General features: G+C 65.9%; 18 protein-coding genes. 8 read left to right on the top strand and 10 right to left on the bottom strand.

Annotated features, from left to right (window positions below; genetic code table 11):
* Position 1 precedes the first annotated feature (1 nt).
* From mnmG to ACW9UR_RS18560, 4 genes are read left to right on the top strand one after another with little or no spacing between them, the layout of a single operon-like run.
* Positions 2–1,873, top strand: coding sequence for a tRNA uridine-5-carboxymethylaminomethyl(34) synthesis enzyme MnmG (gene mnmG / locus ACW9UR_RS18575; RefSeq protein ID WP_458918544.1), 1,872 nt, complete (start codon positions 2–4; stop codon positions 1,871–1,873).
* Positions 1,870–2,502: a 16S rRNA (guanine(527)-N(7))-methyltransferase RsmG gene (gene rsmG, locus ACW9UR_RS18570; protein ID WP_458918543.1), complete on the top strand. Its 633-nt coding sequence runs from the start codon at positions 1,870–1,872 to the stop codon at positions 2,500–2,502. The genes mnmG and rsmG overlap by 4 nt, the downstream gene beginning before the upstream one ends.
* A complete protein-coding gene (locus tag ACW9UR_RS18565; RefSeq protein WP_458918542.1) occupies positions 2,495–3,286 on the top strand; it encodes a ParA family protein in 792 nt (263 codons plus the stop codon). The genes rsmG and ACW9UR_RS18565 overlap by 8 nt, the downstream gene beginning before the upstream one ends.
* Positions 3,287–3,296: 10 nt before the next feature.
* Positions 3,297–4,187, top strand: a complete 891-nt coding sequence (locus tag ACW9UR_RS18560) for a ParB/RepB/Spo0J family partition protein (RefSeq protein WP_458918541.1) — start codon at positions 3,297–3,299, stop codon at positions 4,185–4,187.
* A 3-nt stretch (positions 4,188–4,190) separates the two neighbouring features.
* On the opposite strand, the gene hemW is transcribed toward ACW9UR_RS18560, so the two are convergent.
* Genes hemW through rph form a run of 3 tightly spaced genes read right to left on the bottom strand, consistent with a single transcriptional unit; the run spans position 4,191 to position 6,659 of the window.
* Positions 4,191–5,342 carry a radical SAM family heme chaperone HemW gene (gene hemW / locus ACW9UR_RS18555; RefSeq protein WP_458918540.1) on the bottom strand — a complete coding sequence of 384 codons (1,152 nt, stop codon included), beginning with the start codon at positions 5,340–5,342 and terminating at the stop codon, positions 4,191–4,193.
* Entirely contained in the window at positions 5,332–5,949 is a 618-nt protein-coding gene (rdgB, locus tag ACW9UR_RS18550; protein ID WP_458918539.1) for an RdgB/HAM1 family non-canonical purine NTP pyrophosphatase, read from the bottom strand. Before rdgB ends, hemW begins: the two co-directional genes overlap by 11 nt.
* Positions 5,946–6,659, bottom strand: coding sequence for a ribonuclease PH (gene rph, locus ACW9UR_RS18545; protein WP_458918538.1), 714 nt, complete (start codon positions 6,657–6,659; stop codon positions 5,946–5,948). Before rph ends, rdgB begins: the two co-directional genes overlap by 4 nt.
* A 168-nt stretch (positions 6,660–6,827) precedes the next feature.
* Between rph and hrcA the strand changes: the two genes are divergently transcribed.
* Complete coding sequence (gene hrcA, locus ACW9UR_RS18540) at positions 6,828–7,901, top strand: heat-inducible transcriptional repressor HrcA (RefSeq protein ID WP_458918537.1); 1,074 nt, start codon at positions 6,828–6,830, stop codon at positions 7,899–7,901.
* Positions 7,902–7,919: 18 nt separating this feature from the next.
* Positions 7,920–8,543, top strand: a complete 624-nt coding sequence (grpE, locus tag ACW9UR_RS18535) for a nucleotide exchange factor GrpE (protein WP_458918536.1) — start codon at positions 7,920–7,922, stop codon at positions 8,541–8,543.
* 88 nt (positions 8,544–8,631) lie between these two features.
* Here the strand turns inward: grpE and mutS are convergent, their stop codons facing one another.
* From mutS to ACW9UR_RS18505, 6 genes are all read right to left on the bottom strand, one after another.
* Positions 8,632–11,259, bottom strand: coding sequence for a DNA mismatch repair protein MutS (mutS, locus tag ACW9UR_RS18530; protein ID WP_458918657.1), 2,628 nt, complete (start codon positions 11,257–11,259; stop codon positions 8,632–8,634).
* 97 nt (positions 11,260–11,356) lie between these two features.
* Entirely contained in the window at positions 11,357–11,959 is a 603-nt protein-coding gene (locus ACW9UR_RS18525) for a glutathione S-transferase family protein (RefSeq protein ID WP_458918535.1), read from the bottom strand.
* 10 nt (positions 11,960–11,969) lie between these two features.
* On the bottom strand, positions 11,970–12,992 hold the full coding sequence (gene holA, locus ACW9UR_RS18520) for a DNA polymerase III subunit delta (protein ID WP_458918534.1): 1,023 nt from the start codon (positions 12,990–12,992) through the stop codon (positions 11,970–11,972).
* Positions 12,989–13,486: an LPS assembly lipoprotein LptE gene (gene lptE, locus ACW9UR_RS18515; protein WP_458918533.1), complete on the bottom strand. Its 498-nt coding sequence runs from the start codon at positions 13,484–13,486 to the stop codon at positions 12,989–12,991. The genes holA and lptE overlap by 4 nt, the downstream gene beginning before the upstream one ends.
* Positions 13,473–16,118, bottom strand: coding sequence for a leucine--tRNA ligase (gene leuS / locus ACW9UR_RS18510; protein ID WP_458918532.1), 2,646 nt, complete (start codon positions 16,116–16,118; stop codon positions 13,473–13,475). Before leuS ends, lptE begins: the two co-directional genes overlap by 14 nt.
* Before the next feature lie 100 nt (positions 16,119–16,218).
* Entirely contained in the window at positions 16,219–16,674 is a 456-nt protein-coding gene (locus ACW9UR_RS18505) for a DUF3576 domain-containing protein (RefSeq protein ID WP_458918531.1), read from the bottom strand.
* Positions 16,675–16,961: 287 nt separating this feature from the next.
* Here ACW9UR_RS18505 and ACW9UR_RS18500 point away from each other — a divergent pair, with 287 nt between their 5' ends.
* Positions 16,962–18,041 (top strand): porin, encoded by a 1,080-nt coding sequence (locus ACW9UR_RS18500; protein WP_458918530.1) that lies wholly within the window; start codon positions 16,962–16,964, stop codon positions 18,039–18,041.
* Positions 18,042–18,277: 236 nt separating this feature from the next.
* Here the strand turns inward: ACW9UR_RS18500 and ACW9UR_RS18495 are convergent, their stop codons facing one another.
* A complete protein-coding gene (locus tag ACW9UR_RS18495) occupies positions 18,278–20,101 on the bottom strand; it encodes a glycerophosphodiester phosphodiesterase family protein (RefSeq protein WP_458918529.1) in 1,824 nt (607 codons plus the stop codon).
* Between the two features lie 82 nt (positions 20,102–20,183).
* On the opposite strand from ACW9UR_RS18495, the gene ACW9UR_RS18490 reads away from it, so the two are divergent.
* Positions 20,184–20,780, top strand: a complete 597-nt coding sequence (locus ACW9UR_RS18490; protein ID WP_458918528.1) for a hypothetical protein — start codon at positions 20,184–20,186, stop codon at positions 20,778–20,780.
* The last annotated feature ends 94 nt before the right edge of the window (positions 20,781–20,874 follow it).

Below are 20,874 nucleotides of genomic sequence, written 5' to 3'. Positions count from 1 at the left end.
GATGTTTCACGTGAAACATGACTTCGATGTGATTGTGATCGGTGGCGGGCACGCTGGGACCGAGGCTGCTCACGCGGCTTGGCGTAGCGGTGCGCGGACCGTTCTGGTGACACACCGGTTCGACCGTCTGGGCGAAATGTCGTGCAATCCGGCCATTGGAGGTCTTGGGAAGGGCCACCTTGTGCGCGAGGTCGATGCGATGGACGGGCTGATGGGCCGGGTGGCTGATGCCGCCGGGATCCAGTTCCGCCTGTTGAACCGTCGGAAGGGACCTGCGGTGCAGGGGCCACGGACCCAAGCGGACCGCGCGCTTTACCGTGAGGCCATGCAGGCGGAGTTCCGGAATGCCACGGGGCTGGAGGTGATCGAGGCTGAGGTCGAGGATCTGATCCAGGAAAATCATCGGGTCGTCGGTGTCCGCTTGGGCGATGGTAGTGAGATCCGGGCTAGATCGGTTGTTCTTACCACGGGCACTTTCCTTCGCGGAGTCATCCACATTGGGGACCAGCGACAGCAGGGCGGGCGCATGGGCGATCGGCCCGCGAATGCTCTTGGGGACCGGATCGAGGGGATGGGGCTCCCCTTGGGGCGGCTGAAGACCGGCACACCGGCGCGACTGGATGGGCGGACCATCAACTGGGATGGGCTGGAAATGCAGCCTGCCGATGAGGACCCGGTGCTGTTTTCGTTCCTTTCGGACAAGCCAAGAGTGCGGCAGATCTCCTGCGGGATCACCTACACGAATGAACGCACGCACGAGATTATCCGGGCGAACCTGGAAAGATCGGCGATGTACGGTGGGCATATCGATGGTGTGGGACCGCGGTACTGTCCTTCCATCGAGGACAAGGTGCTGCGTTTTGCCGAGAAGGGCGCGCACCAGATTTTCCTTGAGCCGGAAGGGCTTACCGATCACACGGTCTATCCGAACGGCATTTCCACCTCTCTGCCGGTAGATGTGCAGGAGGAATATATCGCCTCGATTGCCGGGCTTGAGACTGCGAGAATTCTGCAGCCGGGGTATGCGATCGAGTATGACTACGTGGAGCCGCGCTCGCTTCGGCATACGCTCGAGCTCAAGGATTGCCCGGGTCTTTACCTGGCGGGGCAGATCAATGGGACCACGGGGTATGAAGAGGCTGCGGCACAGGGGCTCGTCGCCGGCTTGAATGCTGCCCGGGATGCCGCTGGTGAGGAACCGGTGACCTTCGACCGGGCCGAAGCTTATATCGGCGTGCTGGTTGATGATCTCGTGACGCGCGGCGTCAGTGAGCCGTATCGCATGTTCACCTCGCGGGCCGAGTTCCGTCTATCGCTGCGTGCCGACAATGCGGATCAGCGGTTGACGCCTAAGGCGATTGCAGTGGGCTGCGTATCCGATACGCGGCGCGTGGCGTTTGAAGGCAAGATGGAGTCGCTGACATCTGCTCGGAAGATGGCGGAAACATTGTCGGTGACGCCGAATGAGGCTCGAAAGCACGGAATCTCGGTCAACGAGGATGGACAACGTAGGTCGGTGTTGGACCTGATGTCCTACAAGGATGTCACTTGGGCTGACCTGGTGAGGGTTTGGCCTGAGTTGTCGAATGTACGCCCGGAGATTGTCGCGCAGCTTGAAAGGGACGCGCGGTATGCCGGGTATCTTGATCGGCAGGCTCAGGATGTGGAGGCTCTTCGCAAGGAAGAGGCGACAATTCTGCCTCGGGACTTCCCGTATGCGGCGGTTCACGGGCTTTCTGCGGAGCTGTCCGAGAAACTGGCGCGGATTCGGCCCGAATCACTTGCTCAGGCAGGCCGGATTGAGGGGATGACGCCTGCGGCTCTGACGCTGATCTTGGGCGAACTTCGGCGTTACCGGCGGAAGACTGCATGAGTCAGTCGGACACCTGCACACGACTGCAGGCGGATCTGAATGTTTCACGTGAAACATGCGATCGGCTGGCGGCATATGTGGCACTTCTTACCAAGTGGACACGCAAGATAAACCTTATCAGCCAAAATACGGTGGATGAGGTCTGGACCCGCCATATCCTCGACAGTGCGCAATTGTGGGCGCATGCGCCTGCAAAGGGCACAAAGTGGCTGGATATAGGTACCGGCGGGGGTCTTCCGGGGCTAGTTATTGCGATTCTGTCCAAGGAGCTTCGGCCGGATCTCGAAGTCATCTTGCTGGAATCGGATCAGCGCAAAGGCGCGTTCCTTCTCACGGCCGTTCGGGAATTGTCTCTCAATGCGCGGGTTGTCTCCGACCGAATCGAGTCCGCACCGCCGCAGGGCGCCGATATCATCAGCGCGCGCGCCCTTGCCCCGTTGGTGAAACTGCTGGAGTTCGCCGAGCGCCACGCAGCCCCCGGGGCGGTCTGCCTGTTCCCGAAGGGCAGGACCCATGCCGAGGAATTGACGGAAGCGAAGCGCTTCTGGCATGTATCTGCGAAGGCGGTGCCGAGCCTTACCGATCCGGCCTCCGTCCTCCTCGAGATCGGAGATTTCAAGCGTGCCTGAGACCCCCCGTATCATTGCCATCACCAACCAGAAGGGCGGGGTGGGCAAGACCACGACCGCGATCAACCTCGGTGCCTCGCTGGCGCAGCTGGGAGAGCGTGTGCTGCTGGTCGATATGGACCCCCAAGGCAATGCCTCGACCGGGCTCGGGATCGGTCAGGCTGAGCGGGATGTGACGTCCTACGACGTGTTGATGGGTCATGGCAGTGCGAAAGAGGCAATTCTGCCGACCTCGACCAAGCGGCTGTCGGTCATCCCGGCGACGCCGGACTTGAGCTCGGTGGACATCGAGCTGGCCGGGGCACGGGATCGGATCACGCGATTGCGCAATGCCTTGCGGGATGGCGATATCGGCAACCAAGATATAGTGCTGATCGACTGTCCTCCGTCCCTGAACATGCTGACGGTGAATGCGCTTGTCGCAGCTGACGGCGTCCTGGTGCCGCTGCAATGCGAGTTCTTTGCGCTTGAGGGGATTACCCAACTCCTGCGCACGGTCAGCGAGATCCGGCAGTCGTCGAACAAGAACCTGATCACCCAGGGGATCGTGCTGACGATGTATGACCAGCGGAACAACCTGACTGCGGATGTCGAGGCCGATGTGCGCGAGAACCTGGGTGAGTTGGTGTTCCGCACCGTGATTCCCCGGAACGTGCGCTTGTCCGAGGCGCCGTCGCATGGGATCCCGGCGCTGACCTACGATCCGCGCAGCACCGGCAGCCAGGCTTACATGGCGCTGGCCAAGGAACTGCGCAAACGCGTGCGTGCACGCCAGACAGCATGAGGGGGCACTGATGGTTCGCAAGACCGATCGCAAAGGACTTGGGCGCGGGCTTTCGGCCCTTCTGGCGGATACGGCCGATCCGGAAAATCCCGAGAGCGCAGCGCCTGCGGCGAAGGTCAGCGGGTCCACCGTCGCGATCGACCGGATTCAGGCGAACCCGGATCAGCCGCGCCGGACCTTCAATGACGACGAGCTGAATGAGCTGGCCTCGTCGATACGCCGCAACGGCATCATCCAGCCGCTCGTCGTGCGGCCGGATCCCGAAAACCCAGAAAACTTCCAGCTGGTCGCGGGGGAGCGGCGCTGGCGGGCTGCGCAGAAGGCGCAACTGCACGAGGTGCCCGTTGTCATCCGCGAACTTTCCGACGAGGAAGTTCTGGAAGTTGCGATCATCGAGAACGTGCAGCGCGTCGACCTGAACCCGGTCGAAGAGGCGCTCGGCTACCGGCAGCTCATGGACCGGTTCGGGCATGGGCAAGAGACGATTGCCGAGGCCCTTGGAAAGAGCCGTAGCCATATTGCGAACACGCTGCGTCTGCTCAACCTGCCTGCCGCGGTGATCGACCACTTACGGGCGGGACGGTTGAGCGCCGGCCATGCGCGAGCGCTGATCCCGGCTGAAGATCCGGCCGCACTGGCGCAACAGGTCATCGGGCGGGGGCTATCGGTCCGGCAGACCGAGGAGCTGGTGCGTTCCGAGAAGGATAAAGACAATAAAAATCAACAGGTTAAGCCTCAGAAAGACGCGGATACACGCGCTATTGAGGCGGATCTGACTGCGCAGCTGAAAATGCGGGTCAGTATCGACCACGCCGCGGGCAACGATGGCGGCACGATGAAGATCAAATACAAGTCGCTGGACGACCTCGACCGGCTGCTCAGCACGCTGTCGGGCGGCTGAGACTCAGGCCAGCAATTCTCGCAGCACGGCGTTAAGCAGGGGCCTTCCGCGCGCGGTGACCGCGATCCGGTCGCCGTCCTGTGTCAGCAGCCCTTCGGTCGCAAGTTCAGGCAGGGCGGTCAAAACGGTCCCGCCAAGCCGGGCGTGGCGGTCGAGCGACGCGCCCTCGGCCAGGCGCAGGGCCATCATCAGGTATTCCTCGGCCTGGTCGGACGCGGGAACCGGATCTTCCGTCACCAGCCCGTGTCCTGCCTGCTGGACGGCCTTGAGCCACGTTTCCGGGTGCAGGGCGGTCGCGGTCGCCAGGCGCGCTCCATGAGCCGTATAGCGGCCGTGTGCGCCTGGGCCGATGCCCACGTATTCACCGTAGCGCCAATAGATCAGGTTGTGCTTGCCCTCGGCGCCGTGTTTGGCGTGGTTCGATATTTCATAGCCGGTGAAGCCTGCCACCGCCGTCCGCTCTTGTGTCAGCGCGTACATGTCCGCCGACAGGTCGTCGGAGGGAAGGCCGCGCAATTTACCGCGCGCGTGCAACTCTCCGAACCGGGTACCGGCCTCGATAGTCAATTGGTAGAGCGACAGATGGTCGGCGGCCATTGCCAGCGCTTCGTCAAGCTCGGATTCCCAGTCTGAAAGGCTCTGACCCTGCCGCGCGTAGATCAGGTCGAAGCTGATATGGTCGAATATGGCTCTTGCCATATCGAACGCTGCGCGAGCTTCCGAGACGCTGTGAAGGCGCCCCAGTGCCTTGAGGTCGGGATCGTTTAGTGCCTGCACGCCCAGCGACAGGCGGTTCACCCCGGCACGTGCGTAGCCTCGGAAGCGGTCGGCCTCTACCGAGGTAGGATTGGCCTCGAGCGTGATCTCGGCGCTATTCGCCAGGTGCCAGTGCCCTGCAGCGGCGGCGATCACCGCCTCGACCGTCGCGGGCTCCATCAGGGATGGCGTGCCGCCGCCGAAGAAGATGCTGTCGAGCCTGCGGCCCTGTGTGCGCTCGGCATGGAAGGCCATTTCAGCCAGCAGCGCATCGGCCCAGGCCTTCTGGTCTACCGCCCCGCGCACATGGCTGTTGAAGTCGCAATAGGGGCACTTGGCGGCGCAGAACGGCCAGTGGACGTAAAGGCCGAAGCCGCCCTCGACCTGTTCAGCGCTCAAGGCTGCCTTCCACGAGCAGCGCGAAGGCGTGGGCGCGGTGGCTGATGTCGTGCTTGCGGGCCGGATCCATCTCGCCGAACGTTTCGGTCTCGCCGTCGGGGATGAACATCGGATCATAGCCGAAGCCACGTTCGCCGCGTGCGGGCCAGACCAGGTTGCCGGGGGCTTCGCCGCGGTAGATCTCGTCATGGCCGTCGGGCCAGGCGATGCAGAGCGTGCAGACGAAACGGGCGCGGCGCGGCTCGGGCGCGTTGAGCGCCTCGAGCTTGGTCCAGACCTTTTCCATCGCCATTGCGAAGTCGCGGCCCTCAGGCGTTTCGGCCCAGTCGGCAGTGTAGACGCCGGGGGCGCCGCCAAGCGCCTCGACCTCGATGCCGCTGTCGTCGGAGAGCGCCGGCAGCCCGGTTTCCCGTGCCGCGTGGTGCGCCTTGATACGAGCGTTGCCCGCGAAGGTATCCTCGGTTTCGTCCGGTTCGGTCAGGCCGAAATCGGCGGCCGAGCGGACCTGGAAGCCGAACGGCTCCACCAGCGCGCGGATCTCGCGCAGCTTGCCGGCATTGTGCGATGCCAGCACAAGCTCGGTCCCCTCGAGCCGCCGGGGGCTCATGCCAGCGCCGCCTTCTGAGCGGAGACGAGGCCCGCGATGCCGCTGTCGGCCAGATCCAGCAGCGTGGTCAGCTCGTCGCGCGAGAAGGGCGAACCTTCGGCGGAGCCCTGCACCTCGACCATGCCGCCCGAGCCGGTCATCACGAAGTTGGCGTCGGTGCCCGCCTCGCTGTCCTCGACGTAATCGAGGTCCAGTACCGGCACGCCGCCCCAGATGCCGCAGCTGACGGCGGCGACGTGGTCGGTGATCGGGTCGGTTTTCAGCTCGCCCGCCTTCATCAGCGCATCCACGGCCAGGCGCAGTGCGACCCAGCCGCCGGTGATGGAGGCGCAGCGGGTGCCGCCATCGGCCTGGATCACGTCGCAATCGACGGTGATCTGGCGCTCGCCCAAGGCAACGCGGTCGACACAGGCGCGCAGGCTGCGGCCGATCAGGCGCTGGATCTCCTGAGTGCGGCCCGACTGCTTGCCGGCCTGCGCCTCGCGGCGGTTGCGGGTGTTGGTGGCCGCCGGCAGCATGCCGTACTCCGCCGTCACCCAACCGAGGCCCGAGCCCTTCAGGAAAGGCGGCACGCGCGGCTCAAGTGAGGCGGTGCAGAGCACATGGGTTTCGCCGCAGCGGATCATGCAGGAGCCCGCCGCGTGCTTGATGATGCCGGTTTCGATGGTGATCGGGCGCAGGTCGCCCGGCTGTCTGCCCGATGGGCGCATGGTGGTTCCCTCCACGGTTTCGCATCGCCCTTATCGCGTTCGCCTGCGGGCGTCCACCCGCACCCCCGCGGCCTCGGCAGGAACGGGCCGCCGAACGGCGCCACATTGACCAGATCGCGGCTGCGTCTTACATCTGTTTCGCTGACAAAGGGATCATGCGCGAGTTCCATGACAGAGCAAAAGCCCATGCCCGCGTTCGATCTGGATGCGCGTAGCCGCGACGTGTTCCGCCGCCTGGTCGAAAGCTATCTCGAGACTGGCGACCCGGTCGGGTCGCGGACCCTGTCGCGCGCGCTGGAAAGCTCGCTGTCACCCGCCACCATCCGCAACACGATGCAGGACCTGGAGCACCTCGGGCTGTTGGACAGCCCGCATGTCTCGGCAGGGCGGGTGCCGACGCAGCTTGGCCTCAGGCTGTTCCTCGACGGGTTCATGCAGGTCGGAGAGATATCCGAATCCGAGCGCAGCGAGATTGAGCGCAACCTGGACGGCAACGAGCCGGACATTGGCGCGATGCTCGACCGGGCGGGCTCTTTGCTGTCCGGGCTGACCCACGGGGCAAGTCTTGTTCTGGCACCGAAGTCCGAGGCGGCGATCAAGCACGTGGAGTTCGTCTCGCTCTCGCCCGAGCGGGTGCTGGTGGTGCTGGTCTTCTCGGACGGCAATGTCGAGAACCGGCTGTTCACACCGCCGCCCGGACTGACGCCCTCGGCGATGCGCGAGGCGGCGAACTTCCTGAACGCCCTGTTGGAAGGCCGGACGCTGAGCGATCTGAAGCGCGTCGTTGCCGCCGAGATTCAGAAGCGCCGGAACGAGGTGGACAGCCTTGCGGCACGGCTGATCGAGGATGGCACCGCGATCTGGGCCGAGGACGCGCCCGGCGACGAGGCGCGGCTGATCGTACGCGGGCGCGCGAACCTGCTGGACGAGGGCGCAGCGGCCGAGGACCTGGCGCTGGTCCGGTCCCTGTTCGACGACCTGGAGCGCAAGCGCGACCTCGCGCAGCTGCTGGACCTGACCGAGGCGGGCGACGGCGTGCGCGTTTTCATCGGGTCCGAGAACAAGCTTTTCTCGCTTTCGGGTTCATCTTTGGTCGTGTCTCCTTATATGAACGCCGAACGACGAATCGTGGGCGCCGTAGGCGTGATCGGACCGACCCGGCAGAATTACGGGCGCGTGGTGCCGATCGTGGACTACACGGCGCAGCTGGTCGGGCGGATGATCTCCCGCCGGGGCGGCTGACGGAAACGGTAGGATCTGATGGGCAAAGACCAGAACGTGAAGATGGACGACGAAACTTTCCTCGACGACCCCGAAGCGCTGGCGGCCGAGCAGGAAGCGGCCGAGGCTGCGGAACTGGAAGCTGCTGCCGAGGCGGGCGAGAAGGCCGCCGCTGGAGCGAGTGGCGCGGTCGAGGCCGAAATCGAGGCGCTCAAGGCCGAGCGCGACGAGCTGAAGGACCGGCTGCTGCGCGCACTGGCCGAGACCGAGAATCTGCGCAAGCGTGCCGAGCGGGACCGCCGCGACGCCGAGCTTTACGGTGGCGTGCGCCTTGCGCGGGACATCCTGTCGGTGCACGACAACCTTGGCCGGGCTCTGGAAGCCATCGACGAGGATCTGCGCACCCAGGCCGGCGCTGTCGTCGAGGGTATCGAGCTGACGCAAAAGGACCTGCTGGCGGCCTTCCAGAAGCACAAGATCGAGATGATCGACCCGCAGCCGGGCGACAAGTTCGACCCCAAGCTGCACGAGGCGATGTTCGAAGCCCCGGTGCCCGATATCGCGCAAGGCTGCATCATCCAGGTGATGGCGACCGGTTTCGTGATCGGCGACCGGCTGCTGCGGCCTGCTAAGGTCGGGGTGTCGTCGGGCGCGCCCGCGTGATCTAACGCGGTGCTTCTAGCTGTCGGAGGATGCCTCCGGCGGGGATATTTAGCAGAAAGTGGAAGGGGGGTGCCTTGGCGGGTGCCCCTCAGTTCTTTTCGGCGAGCGATTTGAGCTCGTAGACGAGGTCGAGAGCCTCGCGCGGGGACATGGTGTCGGGCAGGGCGTCCGCCAGGCGGTCGAGGACCGGCGAAGGAGCGGTTGCCTTCGGTTGCGGCGGCGGTGCGGCCGAGAACAGCGGCAGGTCGTCGATCAGCGCCTTGGCCTTGCCGCCCTGTCCCCGGTCGCCTTCCTCGAGCGCGTCGAGCACGGTGCGGGCCCGGGCGATCACCGCGTCGGGGAGGCCTGCGAGACGCGCGACCTGCACGCCGTAGGAGCGGTCGGCTGCACCGTCCTTGACCTCGTGCAGGAAGACGACCTCGCCCTCCCACTCGCGCACCGCCATTGTCGCGTTGCGCAGGCCCTTGAGCTTGCCGGCGAGTGCCGTCAGCTCGTGGTAGTGCGTGGCGAAGAGCGCGCGGCAGCGGTTGACGTCGTGCAGGTGTTCGAGCGTCGCCCAGGCGATCGAGAGCCCGTCGTAGGTGGCGGTGCCGCGGCCGATCTCGTCCAGGATCACCAGTGCGCGCTCGCCGGCCTGGTTGAGGATCGCCGCGGTCTCGACCATCTCGACCATGAAGGTGGAGCGGCCGCGCGCGAGGTCGTCGGCTGCGCCCACGCGGCTGAAAAGCTGGTCCACGACGCCGATATGCGCGGCGTCGGCGGGGACGAAGCTGCCTGCCTGGGCGAGCAGCGCGATCAGCGCGTTCTGGCGCAGGAAAGTCGATTTACCGGCCATGTTGGGACCGGTCAGCAGCCACAGCGGACGCGCGGACTTGCCGTCCGCCGTCAGGTCGCAGTCGTTGGCGACGAAGCCGGAGCCTCCGGCGCGGCGCAAGGCCTGCTCGACGGGCGGGTGGCGGCCCGCCTCCACGGTGAAGGCGCGGCTGTCGTCGACCTTGGGGCGGGTCCAGTCTTCCTGGGTGGCGAGGTCGGCGAGGCTGGCGTGTAGATCAAGCGTTGCCAGCGCGCGGGCGGCGCTGGCGAGTTTCGCGGCGTTCGACAGAATCATGCCCGAGAGGCGGTCGAAGACCTCGCGCTCGAGTTCCTGGGCGCGGGCGCCGGCGTTGAGGATGCGGGTTTCGAGTTCCGACAGTTCCACTGTTGTGAAGCGGACCTGGCTGGCTGTGGTCTGGCGATGGATGAAGGTTTCGCTGAGCGGCGCGGCCATCATCTTTGCCGCATGGCTGGCGGGGGTTTCGACGAAATAGCCGAGCACGTTGTTGTGCTTGATCTTTAGGGCGTTGATGCCGGTCTGCTCGGCGTACTGGCCTTGCAGACCGGCGATCACGCCGCGGCCCTCGTCGCGCAGGCGACGGGTGTCGTCGAGGTCTTCGCTGTAGCCGGAGGCGACCATGCCGCCGTCGCGAACCAGAAGGGGCGGCTCGGCCACAAGCGCCAGGTCCAGCTCGTTCAGCAGGTCGTCGTGGCCGGTCAGATCGGTGGCTGCGGTGCGCAGGTCTTGCGGCAGTTCGTGCGTGTCGAGGATCTGCGCGAGTTCCACCGCGCGGCCAAGCGCGTTGCGGATCGCCGCCAGATCGCGGGGGCCACCGCGTCCGAGACCGAGGCGGCTGAGCGCACGCTCCATGTCCGGGGCCTTGCGCAGGGCGTCGCGGATCTGCGCGGTGAGCGAGGGATCCTCGGCGAAGGCCTGCACGGCGTCGAGCCGGGCCGAGATCTGTGCAAGGTCGGTGGAGGGGCTGGTGAGCCGCGCCTCCAGCAGGCGCGCGCCCGCGCCGGTGACGGTGCGATCCACCGCCGAAAGCAGGGAGCCGTCGCGGTTGCCGGACAGCGTGCGGGTGATCTCGAGGTTCGCGCGAGTGGCGGCGTCGATCTGCATCGTGCCGCCCGCGCGTTCGCGCACCGGGGGGCGCAGCAGGGGCAGGCGGCCGCGCTGGGTCAGGTCCAGATAGTCGATGATCGCGCCGAGCGCCGCAAGTTCGGGCCGGGTGAACGTGCCGAAGGCGTCGGGGCTGTCGACCTTGTAGAGCGCAGCGATCCGGTCGGCGGCGCTGCTGCTGTCGAAGCCCGCGCCGGGGCGGGGGGTCAGCGTGACGCCCATGTCCGCGGCGGGGCCGGAGACCTGCTCGGCGGCGGATTCGGCGACCAGCAGCTCACTGGGGGCGACGCGGGCCAGGAGCGGGCCAAGGTTGGTGGCGGTGGCGGGGGTCACGGTGACGTCGCCGGTCGAGACGTCGACCCAGGCGAAGGCGCATTCGTCGCGGATCTGCGCCCAGGCGGCCAGGTAGTTGTGGGCGCGGGCCTGGAGCAGGCTGTCCTCGGTCAAGGTGCCGGGGGTGACCAGCCGCACCACGTCGCGTTTCACGACGGATTTGGAGCCGCGTTTCTTCGCTTCGGCGGGGCTTTCCAGCTGCTCGCCGATGGCGACGCGAAAGCCCTTGCGGATCAGGGTCAGCAGGTAGCCTTCGGCGGCGTGATGGGGCACGCCGCACATGGCGATGTCCTCGCCCAGATGCTTGCCGCGTTTGGTCAGCGCGATGTCGAGCGCCGCGGCGGCGGCCTCGGCGTCGTCGAAGAAGAGCTCGTAGAAATCGCCCATCCGGTAGAACAGGAGCGCGTCCGGGTAGCGCCCCTTGATCTCCAGATATTGCGCCATCATCGGCGTCACTTCGCCCGTGCCGCTCACGCCTGCCCCCGCCTGTTTTCAGGCGCGCACCTTATCGCTGCCGAGCGGGGGTTTGAAGGGGGTGCGGGGCCTAGCCGAGCGCCTCGATCTGCTTCATCGCGCGCTGCATGGCGGGGCGGCGGGCGAGAGCCTTGAGCCAGTCTCCGAACGGGCCGTCCGGCAGGTCGAACCCGGCGCGCAGGGCCCATCCGGCGCATTGGCAGAGGATCAGGTCGGGCAGGGTGATCTGCTCTCCGGCAAGGAAGGGCTGGTCGCCCTTCATCTGCGCGACGAGGCCGATGGCGCGGGTGAATTCCTTCTTGGCGGTCGGCTTCACCTCGGGGATGCGCAGGTCTTCGGGCAGGGCGAAGGTATGCTTGGCATAGGTCCAGAGCGCGGCATCGACCTCGGCCACCAGGAACTGGGTCATGGCGTCCTGACGGGCGCGGGCGTAGCTGCCCGCCGGGTGGGTCAACTGGCTGTGCTTGTCGGCCAGATAGGTCATGATCGCGACCGAGTCCGAGATCGGCCCCTCGTCGGTCATCAGGACGGGGATCTTGCCCGAGGGGTTGAGCGCCACGACGCCCTCATCGCGCGGCACCAGCGGGTCGATGCGATAGTCGAGGCCCATTTCTTCGAGCGCGAAGAGCACGCGCAGGGTGCGAGAGCGGGGATGGCCGATGACGGTATACATGGCGGGGCCTCTACTTGGGGTGGCTCATGGCGATGCGCATCATCAGGCGTTCGACCAGCGCCCATTGCGGGACAGGCTTGCCAGAGCGCAGCTCGAGATCGGTGTCCATGATCTGGCCGAGCACCTTTTCCAGTGCAGGCCGGCCCCAGGCGCGGGCCTGGCGGAGCATCTGGTCGCGGCGCGGGCCGAAAACGGGCGGGCGAAGGCGTGTCAGCCCCTGCTCCGGTCCCTGTGGGTGTGCGGCGGCGGCGTGAAGCTGGCGGAAATGGCGTTGCAGGGCGATGCAGACCGCGACCGGCTGCACAGACTGCCCGGCGAGGCGCGGCATAGACTTGGCCAGCGCGGGCACCTGGCCGTTGGCGCATTGGCCGACCACGACATCGACGGCCGTGTCCGAGGTCGCGGGTGCGATGGCTGCGACGTCTTCGGGCGTCGCGGGCTGATCCTGCCCGTGCATGTAGAGCGCCAGCTTCTCGACCGTCTGGCGGAAGTCTCCGGGGTCGAGGGCGTTGGCGAGGTCCGTCAGGTCGCGCATCGCCTCGGGGGCGACATTCTTCAAGCCCGCCCTGGCCAGAGCGGCCTCGATTTCCTCGCGGCCCGGTGGGTCGGCGTAGACAGCGGCGGCCATCGCGGTGCGGGAGGTCTCGAAATACTTGCGCAGGGCAGACGAAGGTTTCAGCTGCCCGGCGGTGACAACCAGAAAAGCGTCGCCCTCGGCCCAGTCGTCCATCGCCGAGACGATGGCGGGGGCGGCGGTATCGGTGGCGTCCTCGACCAGCACGGCGCGCGGGCCGGGAAAGAAGCCCTGAGCCTTCAGCGCGTCGGCGACGGAGGCCGGGTCGCGGCGCACATCGGCGCCGGCGATCCGGGTGAGGCGCATTTCCTCGGAACCCTTGGGCCCGACGAGCGCGGCGATCAGGTCCTCGCGCTTGAGTGCGATCCGCATCGCGTCGGGGCCGTAGAACAGGATCCCCGCGCGGGTCGGATCTGGCCGGGCGATGAAGCCCGGCAGGTCGCGGGGCGACAGTTTCATGAATCCCAGCTGCCCGCCGTGGCCGATAGCCGGGTGACGATCTGGTCGGCGAGGGTTTTGGCCAGGCGCTCACGGGCGTCGGCCTCGGCCGAACGGGTGGCGAAGGGCGAGCCGGTGGCGGAATAGCCGGTGACCGAGCGGACCGAGCCCCTGGCGACCGGTTTGTCGCCCGCCAGGGGGGTGACCGTGTAGTTGGCCACCGCATCGAGGTTGAAGCGCGAGATCGTGTTGTCTTCCTGGATCGCCCGTTCCTCGACGTCGATCCGGGTTTCTACCTCGAGGATGTAGCGCGCCGCGGTCGCGGCACCCAGCCGCTCGGTCAGGCGCTGATTAAGCGCGAAACCGAAGGGGCTGGGAACCAGAACGATATCGAAGGCGCCTTGAAGCGCGCGGGCGGGTGAACCCTCGCCATAGAGAGGCTCGAACCCGCAGGCCGAGACTGCCGGCAGCGAGGCCGCGAGGGCCAGGAAACGGCGGCGGCTAGACGACCACATTGACGATGCGTCCGGGCACGACGATCAGCTTGCGCGGCGTCTGGCCCTCGAGATAGCGCTGCACCTTCTCGTCGGACATCACCATGTCCTCGATCGCGGCCTTGTCGGCATCGGCGGGGACGGTGATCTCGGCCTTGCGCTTGCCGTTGATCTGGATCGGCAGGGTGACGCTGTCGACGGTCAACAGCGACGGGTCGGCCTGCGGCCAGTCGGCCTGGCTGACGAGACCTTCCATGCCCAGCGCGGACCACATTTCCTCGGCCAGGTGCGGGGTCATGGGCATCATCAGCTTGGCCATGACCTCGACCGCCTCGCGGCGCGCGGCGGCTGCGCCGGGCTGGTCCGGCTTGCACTTGGCGATCGCGGCAGTGAACTCGTAGAGCCGAGCGACGGCCTTGTTGAAGGCGAACCCCTCGATGTCTTCGGTCACGTCGCGGATCGTGCGGTGCGTGGCGCGGCGCAGCTCCAGCGCGGCATCGCCGGGCTGGGTGTCATCCGCAGACGTTTCGGCCACATCCGAGGTCAGGCGCCAGACGCGTTGCAGATGTTTCCACGCGGCCTCGGCCCCCGAGGCGGTCCATTCGACGTCGCGGTCCGGCGGGCTGTCGGACATGACGAACCAGCGGGCGGTGTCCGCGCCATACTGTTCCACGATGTCCTGCGGATCGACGACGTTCCTTTTGGATTTAGACATCTTAATTGGAGAGGAAATCTCTACTTCATAGGTCTCTTTCGAGAGATCTTCCCAATTGAATATTCGATCAGCCGGCGCCTGTTCGACGGAAAAACACCTAAGTACGTTCTTTGTTCCCCGATTCGTTTGTACTTGGAAAACATCCTCAGGAAAATGGAAGCTTTTTGTGCCGTTCTCATTGGTTATCGAATAGGTCTCGTGCGTGACCATGCCCTGCGTGAACAGCGCGTTGAACGGCTCGGTCGCCGTGTCAGGCAGGTGGCCGGTCTTGTTCATCGCGCGGGCGAAGAATCGCGAGTAGAGCAGGTGCAGGATCGCGTGTTCAACGCCACCGATGTACTGGTCGACGTTCATCCAGTACGCGACATCGTCCTTGTCGGTCGGCGTCTCGGCGCGGGGCGAGGTGAAGCGGGCGTAGTACCACGAGCTGTCCACGAACGTGTCCATCGTGTCTGTCTCGCGCTTCGCCGGCTTGCCGCATTTCGGGCAGGGCACGTCGCGCCAGGTCGGGTGCCGGTCCAGCGGGTTGCCGGGACGGTCGAACGAGACGTCCTTGGGCAGTTCGACCGGCAGGTTTTCCTTTTTCTCGGGCACGGTGCCACAGTCGTCGCAGTGGACGACCGGGATCGGGCAGCCCCAGTAGCGCTGGCGGCTGATGCCCCAGTCGCGCAGGCGGAACTTGGTGACGCCCTGGCCGATGCCCTTGGCCTCGCAGAAGTCGATGGCGGCGTCGATTGCCTGCTCGCCGGTCATCTCGGTCTCGCCGGCGAAGCCGCGGACGAAGGTGACGGGTTCGGTCTTGGGCGGCACGAAGGCGGTGTCGGTCACATCCTCGTCCGAGCCCTTGGCGCGGAACACGTCGCGCACCGGCAGGCCGTATTTGCGGGCGAAGTCGAGGTCGCGCTGGTCGTGCGCCGGGCAGCCGAAGATCGCGCCGGTGCCGTAGTCCATCAGGATGAAGTTCGCGATGTAGACCGGCAGGTGCCAGTCCGCATCCAGCGGATGGGTGACGGTCAGGCCGGTGTCGAAGCCGCGCTTCTCGGCCTTTTCCAGCGCTTCTTCCGAAGTGCCGACGCGGCGGCATTCCTCGTTGAACGCCTTGATTTCCGCGTTGTCTTCCAATGCCTTGGCCAGCGGATGGTCGGGCGAGATGCCGACGAAGCTCGCGCCCATCAGGGTGTCCGGCCGGGTGGTGTAAACCTCCAGCGCGTCAAAGCCCTCGGGGGCGTCGTCCAGCTTGAAGGCGGTCTGCAGCCCGCGCGAGCGTCCGATCCAGTTGGCCTGCATCAGGCGCACCTTTTCGGGCCAGTCCTTCAGCGTGTCGATCGCCTCGAGCAGTTCCTCGGAATAGTCCGAGATCTTGAAGAACCACTGCGTCAGCTCGCGCCGCTCGACCAATGCGCCCGAGCGCCAGCCGCGGCCGTTCTCGACCTGCTCGTTGGCCAGGACGGTCATGTCCACCGGGTCCCAGTTGACCACGGCGTTCTTGCGGGTGATCAGCCCGGCTTCCAGGAAATCCAGGAACAGGGCCTGCTGCTGGCCGTAGTATTCGGGATCGCAGGTCGCGAACTCGCGGCTCCAGTCGATGGCGAAGCCCAGCGGCTTCATCTGGGCGCGCATGTCGTCGATGTTCTTGTAGGTCCAGTCGCCGGGGTGGACGTTGCGTTCCATCGCCGCGTTTTCCGCCGGCATGCCGAACGCGTCCCAGCCCATCGGGTGCAGGACCGAGAAGCCGCGCATCATCTTGTAGCGGGCGATCATGTCGCCCATCGTGTAGTTGCGCACGTGCCCCATGTGGATGCGCCCCGAGGGATAGGGGAACATTTCCAGCACGTAGTATTTCGGTTTGTCCTGGTCGCGTCGGGCGCGGAACACCTCGCGCTCGTCCCAGATCTGCTGCCACTTCGGCTCGACGGCCTGGGCGTTGTATCGTGTCATTCCTGCACCCTTTCGCCGCCGGGCGCCACGGCCCGGCCGTTGGGGACGACTCTATAAGGCGGTGACGGGGCGGGGGCCAGACGCTATCTGGCTCGCGGCGTCAGCTGCCGACGCGCAGCTGACGTGCGCGGGTGAAGATCGCATCCTCGATCCGGGTGGCGACCTCGTCCGAGACGGCGACCGCACGGCCGCCGGACTGGCGGAACACCGCAACGCGGAGCGAGCGGGCCTCGAGCGCGGGCGACGTCACGTAAACCGTGGCGCGGTAGGGCACGCTGCTGCCCCCGACGCGGCCCCAGCCGAACGAGATCACGCCCGAGAACGGGTCGATGGTTTCCACCGGCAGGAAGGAAAGCACGTCGAGCGACGCGTTCCAGAGGTACTTGTTTACCGCAAGCTCGACGTTTTCGTCCGGGGTATCGAACAGATCCCAGATCGTATCGCCGTCATCCTGGAAGGCCTCGACGTTGCTGCGCTGCAATTCCTGCTGTGCAGCACGCTCGGCCGGATCCTGCGACGAAGAGCAGGCGGCAACCACGGGCAGAAGTGCGCCCATGAGGCAGTGTCTGAAGCAGCCGCGCATGTCGTCCTTTCGGTGTGTCCGCTCGCAACGCTGGCAGGTCTATAATCTGCAGCCATCGGGAACAAGCGATTTCCGTTTCCCCGGCGTTTCCAGCGGTTTCGAGATATGTGGCGCTTCTGCATCAATACTTGGCACATAAAATCCGTGGCAGGGGCATTTGCTTGACCCACGGGGCGGTTCTGTTCATTTAGCTTTCGTACTCGTCCGGGTGGACCTGGATAAGGGTGCACCTCGAAACACTGCACAATAGAGGGAAAACGATGAAAAACGTTCTCTTCGCAACCACCGCCCTGGTTGGTTTCGCGGGTGTTGCGTTCGCCCAGGATACCGGTGTGAGCCTCTCGGGCTCGGCCGAAATGGGCGTGACCTACATCGACACCAACGCGTCCGGCTTCCCGGATGACTCGATCCTCGAAACCCAAGATGGCGACGAAGTCGAGTGGCACAACGACATCGACATCACCTTCACCCTGTCGGGTGCGACCGAGACCGGTCTGACCTTCGGTGCGTCGATCGACCTCGACGAGTCGGATGGCGGTTCGGTCATCGAAGATTCGAACTCGGTCTTCATCTCGGGCGCCTGGGGCACCCTGTCGATGGGTGACGTCGACGGCGCCTACGATCAGGCTCTGGACGGCATCGCCGCCGGTGGTCTGAACGACGAAGCCGACCTGGCTTCGGGCACCCCGGGCCTCGACGGCTTCGGCGACACCGAGATCCTGCGTTACGACTACGCCTTCGGTCCGGTGACCCTGTCGGGCTCGCTGGCGCTTGAAGAAGGCCCGGTCGACAACGTCTGGGGCTTCGGTATTGCCTACACCAACGACTTCGGTGGTTGGACCCTCGATGCCGGCGCTGGTGTTCAGTACACCAGCACCGACGATCCCGAGTCCGGTGCTGACTACGTCGGCCTCGGCGACGGCGACCACTGGGTCTACGGTGCTTCGGCAACCGTCGGCTTCGGCAACTTCCAGGTCATCGGTGTGATCGAAAGCTACGATCGTCCCGACGACTTCAACGGTGTTGTTCTGGCCACCGCGCTGCCCACCGGCACCATTGCTGACCTGACCGATCCGGGCGACATCGTCGGCATCGGCGGCTCGGGCGAGATCTACGGCATCTCCGGCCAGTACTTCGCCGGTCCGTGGGAATTCGCTCTGGGCTACGAGTTCAGCGACCTGGACATCGAGCGTAACCTGGTTCAGGGCTACACCACCTACGACCTGGGTGGCGGCGCCGAGATCGTTGCGGCCGCTTCGTGGTCGGACGTTCAGAACCCGGACGGCCCGGAAGAGCTGGAAATCTTCCGCATGGGCTTCGGCCTGGGCTTCTCGTTCTGATCGAACGGGCAACCGTATGACTTAAGGAAGAGCGGGCCTCGTGCCCGCTCTTTTTTTGGGGGTAACTCGATTTGTGGCCGACTGCCGGATGACCGGCTTTGATCGATCCTGGGGGTGAGGGCGCCTTTTCCATTGTTCCGCGGACGCCGTGATTTCGGGCAGGACATGCCGGTTTCTCAAGGCCGCGGCCCGAGAATGCAGAACTTCGATCCGGCGCGCAGATCCTGCACCGCGTATCAGGGCGACTCGTCCCGATAGCTCCCGCTTTGCGATTCGATGCCGACGAGGTCGGCGAGCTCCAGCATGAAGCGCTCTGCCAGCGTCATGTCCGCCCGCGCCTCGATCACCTGTCCGGCCATCGCCGGTTCGTCGGTGATCAGCCCAGCCGCCCCCCGCGAGATCATTCGAGACATCGTCAGCGGATCGTTGACCGTCCAGACATAAACGTCGCGCCCGGCCTTCCGCGCCCGGTCGATGAACCCAGCGCTTGCTGTTGCGGTGTTCACCGCCAGGAAGTCCGCATCGTACCGTGCCAGATCGCCGAGTGCGGTCGCGGCCAGTAGTCCGGTCCGCCAGTCCTGGCGCACGCGCTGCATGGCCGCCACCTGTTCCGGCTTGAGGGACATGAAGGCAGTCTGGTCGACCATTCCGGTCTGTTCGACGACCTCGGCGACCCGCTCGGCGAGCCGTTCGTCATGGCCGTAGTACTTCAGTTCGACCAGCACGTTCGCCCGGTCCTTCGCCATTTCCAGTACCTGCGCCAGGGTCGGGGTCCGCTCTTCGGCATAGGCGCCGTCGAACCAGCTGCCGATGTCAATTTCAGCGAGATCCGCCTCGGTCGCATCCCAGACTTTCAAGTCCACCCCTGCGATCTTCATGAAATCGCTGTCGTGGACGACGATGACCCGGCCCTCGGCGTCTTCCTGCACGTCGAGTTCCAGCCAGTCGGCGCCGTCCTCGATCGCCTTTTCCATTGCGGCGAGCGTGTTCTCGGGGCGCGCGCCGGCCGCGCCCCGGTGGGCGATGATCTCGACTTCGTCCGGGGTTCCGGCGCGGCCCAGCAGGCCAGCGGCTGTCGCGATGGTTGATGCCCCAAGGAGGAGAAGGACGCCGATGGTCGCCATGCGCGCAAACCGGGGCGATACCGGGCTGGGTTCCGGAAGCGGCGGAAACGGCAGCTGCCGACTCAAGTCATATATGACGGCAGCCAGCAGGCCGGCTGCGGCTGCACCGGCCACGGTGATCAGTGCGCCCCAGATCAGGAGTAACACCACGGTCGCTGCCGCGATCAGGCGCAGGGACGCGTCGAGAGGTGGCAAAGCCAACCAGACGGCGCCGCGGAAGATCAGTGAGACAGCGAAAGCGAGCGCTGTCGCGATCGCTGCCCAGAGTACGAGGCGCAGCACGATGCGTCGGCGCTGCCCGTCGCTGAGACGGGCGCTCTCGGCGAAGGCCTGACGGGGCAGTTTGGCCCCAAAGAGGACAAGCGGCAGCGTGTATATCCAGCCTGAAGCCTGCTTGAGCAGAACGAGGGCAGTAACGAGGACCACTGGTGCGGCCAGCCCGACCGCGAGCAGGAACTCCGGCGGGCGGTTCGACAGGTAGTAGTTGATGTCATAGTCGCCCAGCTGCCAGCGGGCGATGAGCAGAAGCAGGATCGCCCCGGGCAGCAGGATCGCAAGCAGGCGCAGCAGCAAGTGACCGGCCAGCAGGATCAGGCTGGGCAGACGCTTCAGCACCGCTGGCAGGATGTGTTTCAGCGGCGCGGGCTGGCCCTGTTCGCGCAACCTCAGAGCCCAGAGGATCACTGCAGTTTCCAGCACGGCGGCAGTCAGCGCGACCGCGCCTGCGACCAGCAGCCCTGCGAAACCTACGGGCGAGAGCAGGAAGCGCGCGATGTCCTGATCGGTCAGCGCCGGCGAACCGGAGAGGCGGATCGCAAGGCGGAGGACAAGCTGGGACAGGGGGCCGATCACCGCCACCGCAAGCAGGGTCATCCCGATGTGCAGCGCCAGGATCTGGCGGCGTGCCCGCCACAACTCGTTGATTGGTCCGGTCATTCTCGCCTCCTTGCCGTCCGGGGAGGCTAACACATTTCTCGGCGGACTAGGCGGATCGCGTTGCCGCGGGTATCACTGTGGGATGGAGAAACCGCCCCGAACCGGAAGAAATCGCCTCGCCTGGTGGCTTGCGCTGGTCCTGCCTTTGGCCGTGCTGGCCGGGGTGATCGCGGTCCTGTTCCTGTCGGACAGGCTGGGCGACCACAGGATCGAGCGACAGGCCGAGCTGTGGGCGCACGAGCGTCTGATCCGCGCTGCCGAAGGAGTGGAACTGTCGCCGTTTGTCTCGGACGGGTGCAGCGGCGGCATGTCGGCGCTCTGGCGGGAGTTGTCGGCGCGGTTCCCGGCAGCGGCCGAGGGCTGGGGCGAGCGTCCGCCCTGGGAGGGATGCTGTATTGCCCACGACCGCGCTTATCACAACGCGGACGGCGCAAGGACCGCAGAAGAGAGTTTCTACTCTCGGCTGGGCGCGGACCGGGCCTTGCGGGCGTGCGTCAGTGAGTACGAATTGCAGCGCGGCACCCGGGATGCGGCCGCGCTTGCCGAGGCGATGTATGTCGCGGTGCGTGCTGGCGGCGGGCCCTGCACCGGCTTGCCCTGGCGCTGGGGCTACGGCTACCCGGCTTGCCACCTCGGCAACGCACTGATCGATCCCGAGATCCCCGCCCTGCGGCGGTGACCGGGATACGGGTTTCCCCTATAGTGCCCGCGGCGGCCGGGCCGTCTTGCTACCGACTGCAGATCTGGGGACCTTAATTCATGACTTCTCGAAC

The sequence above is a fragment of the Halovulum sp. GXIMD14794 genome (genome assembly GCF_054457455.1).
Note: the sequence above shows the minus strand (reverse complement) of the source record. Positions and strands in the feature narration are given on the sequence as shown.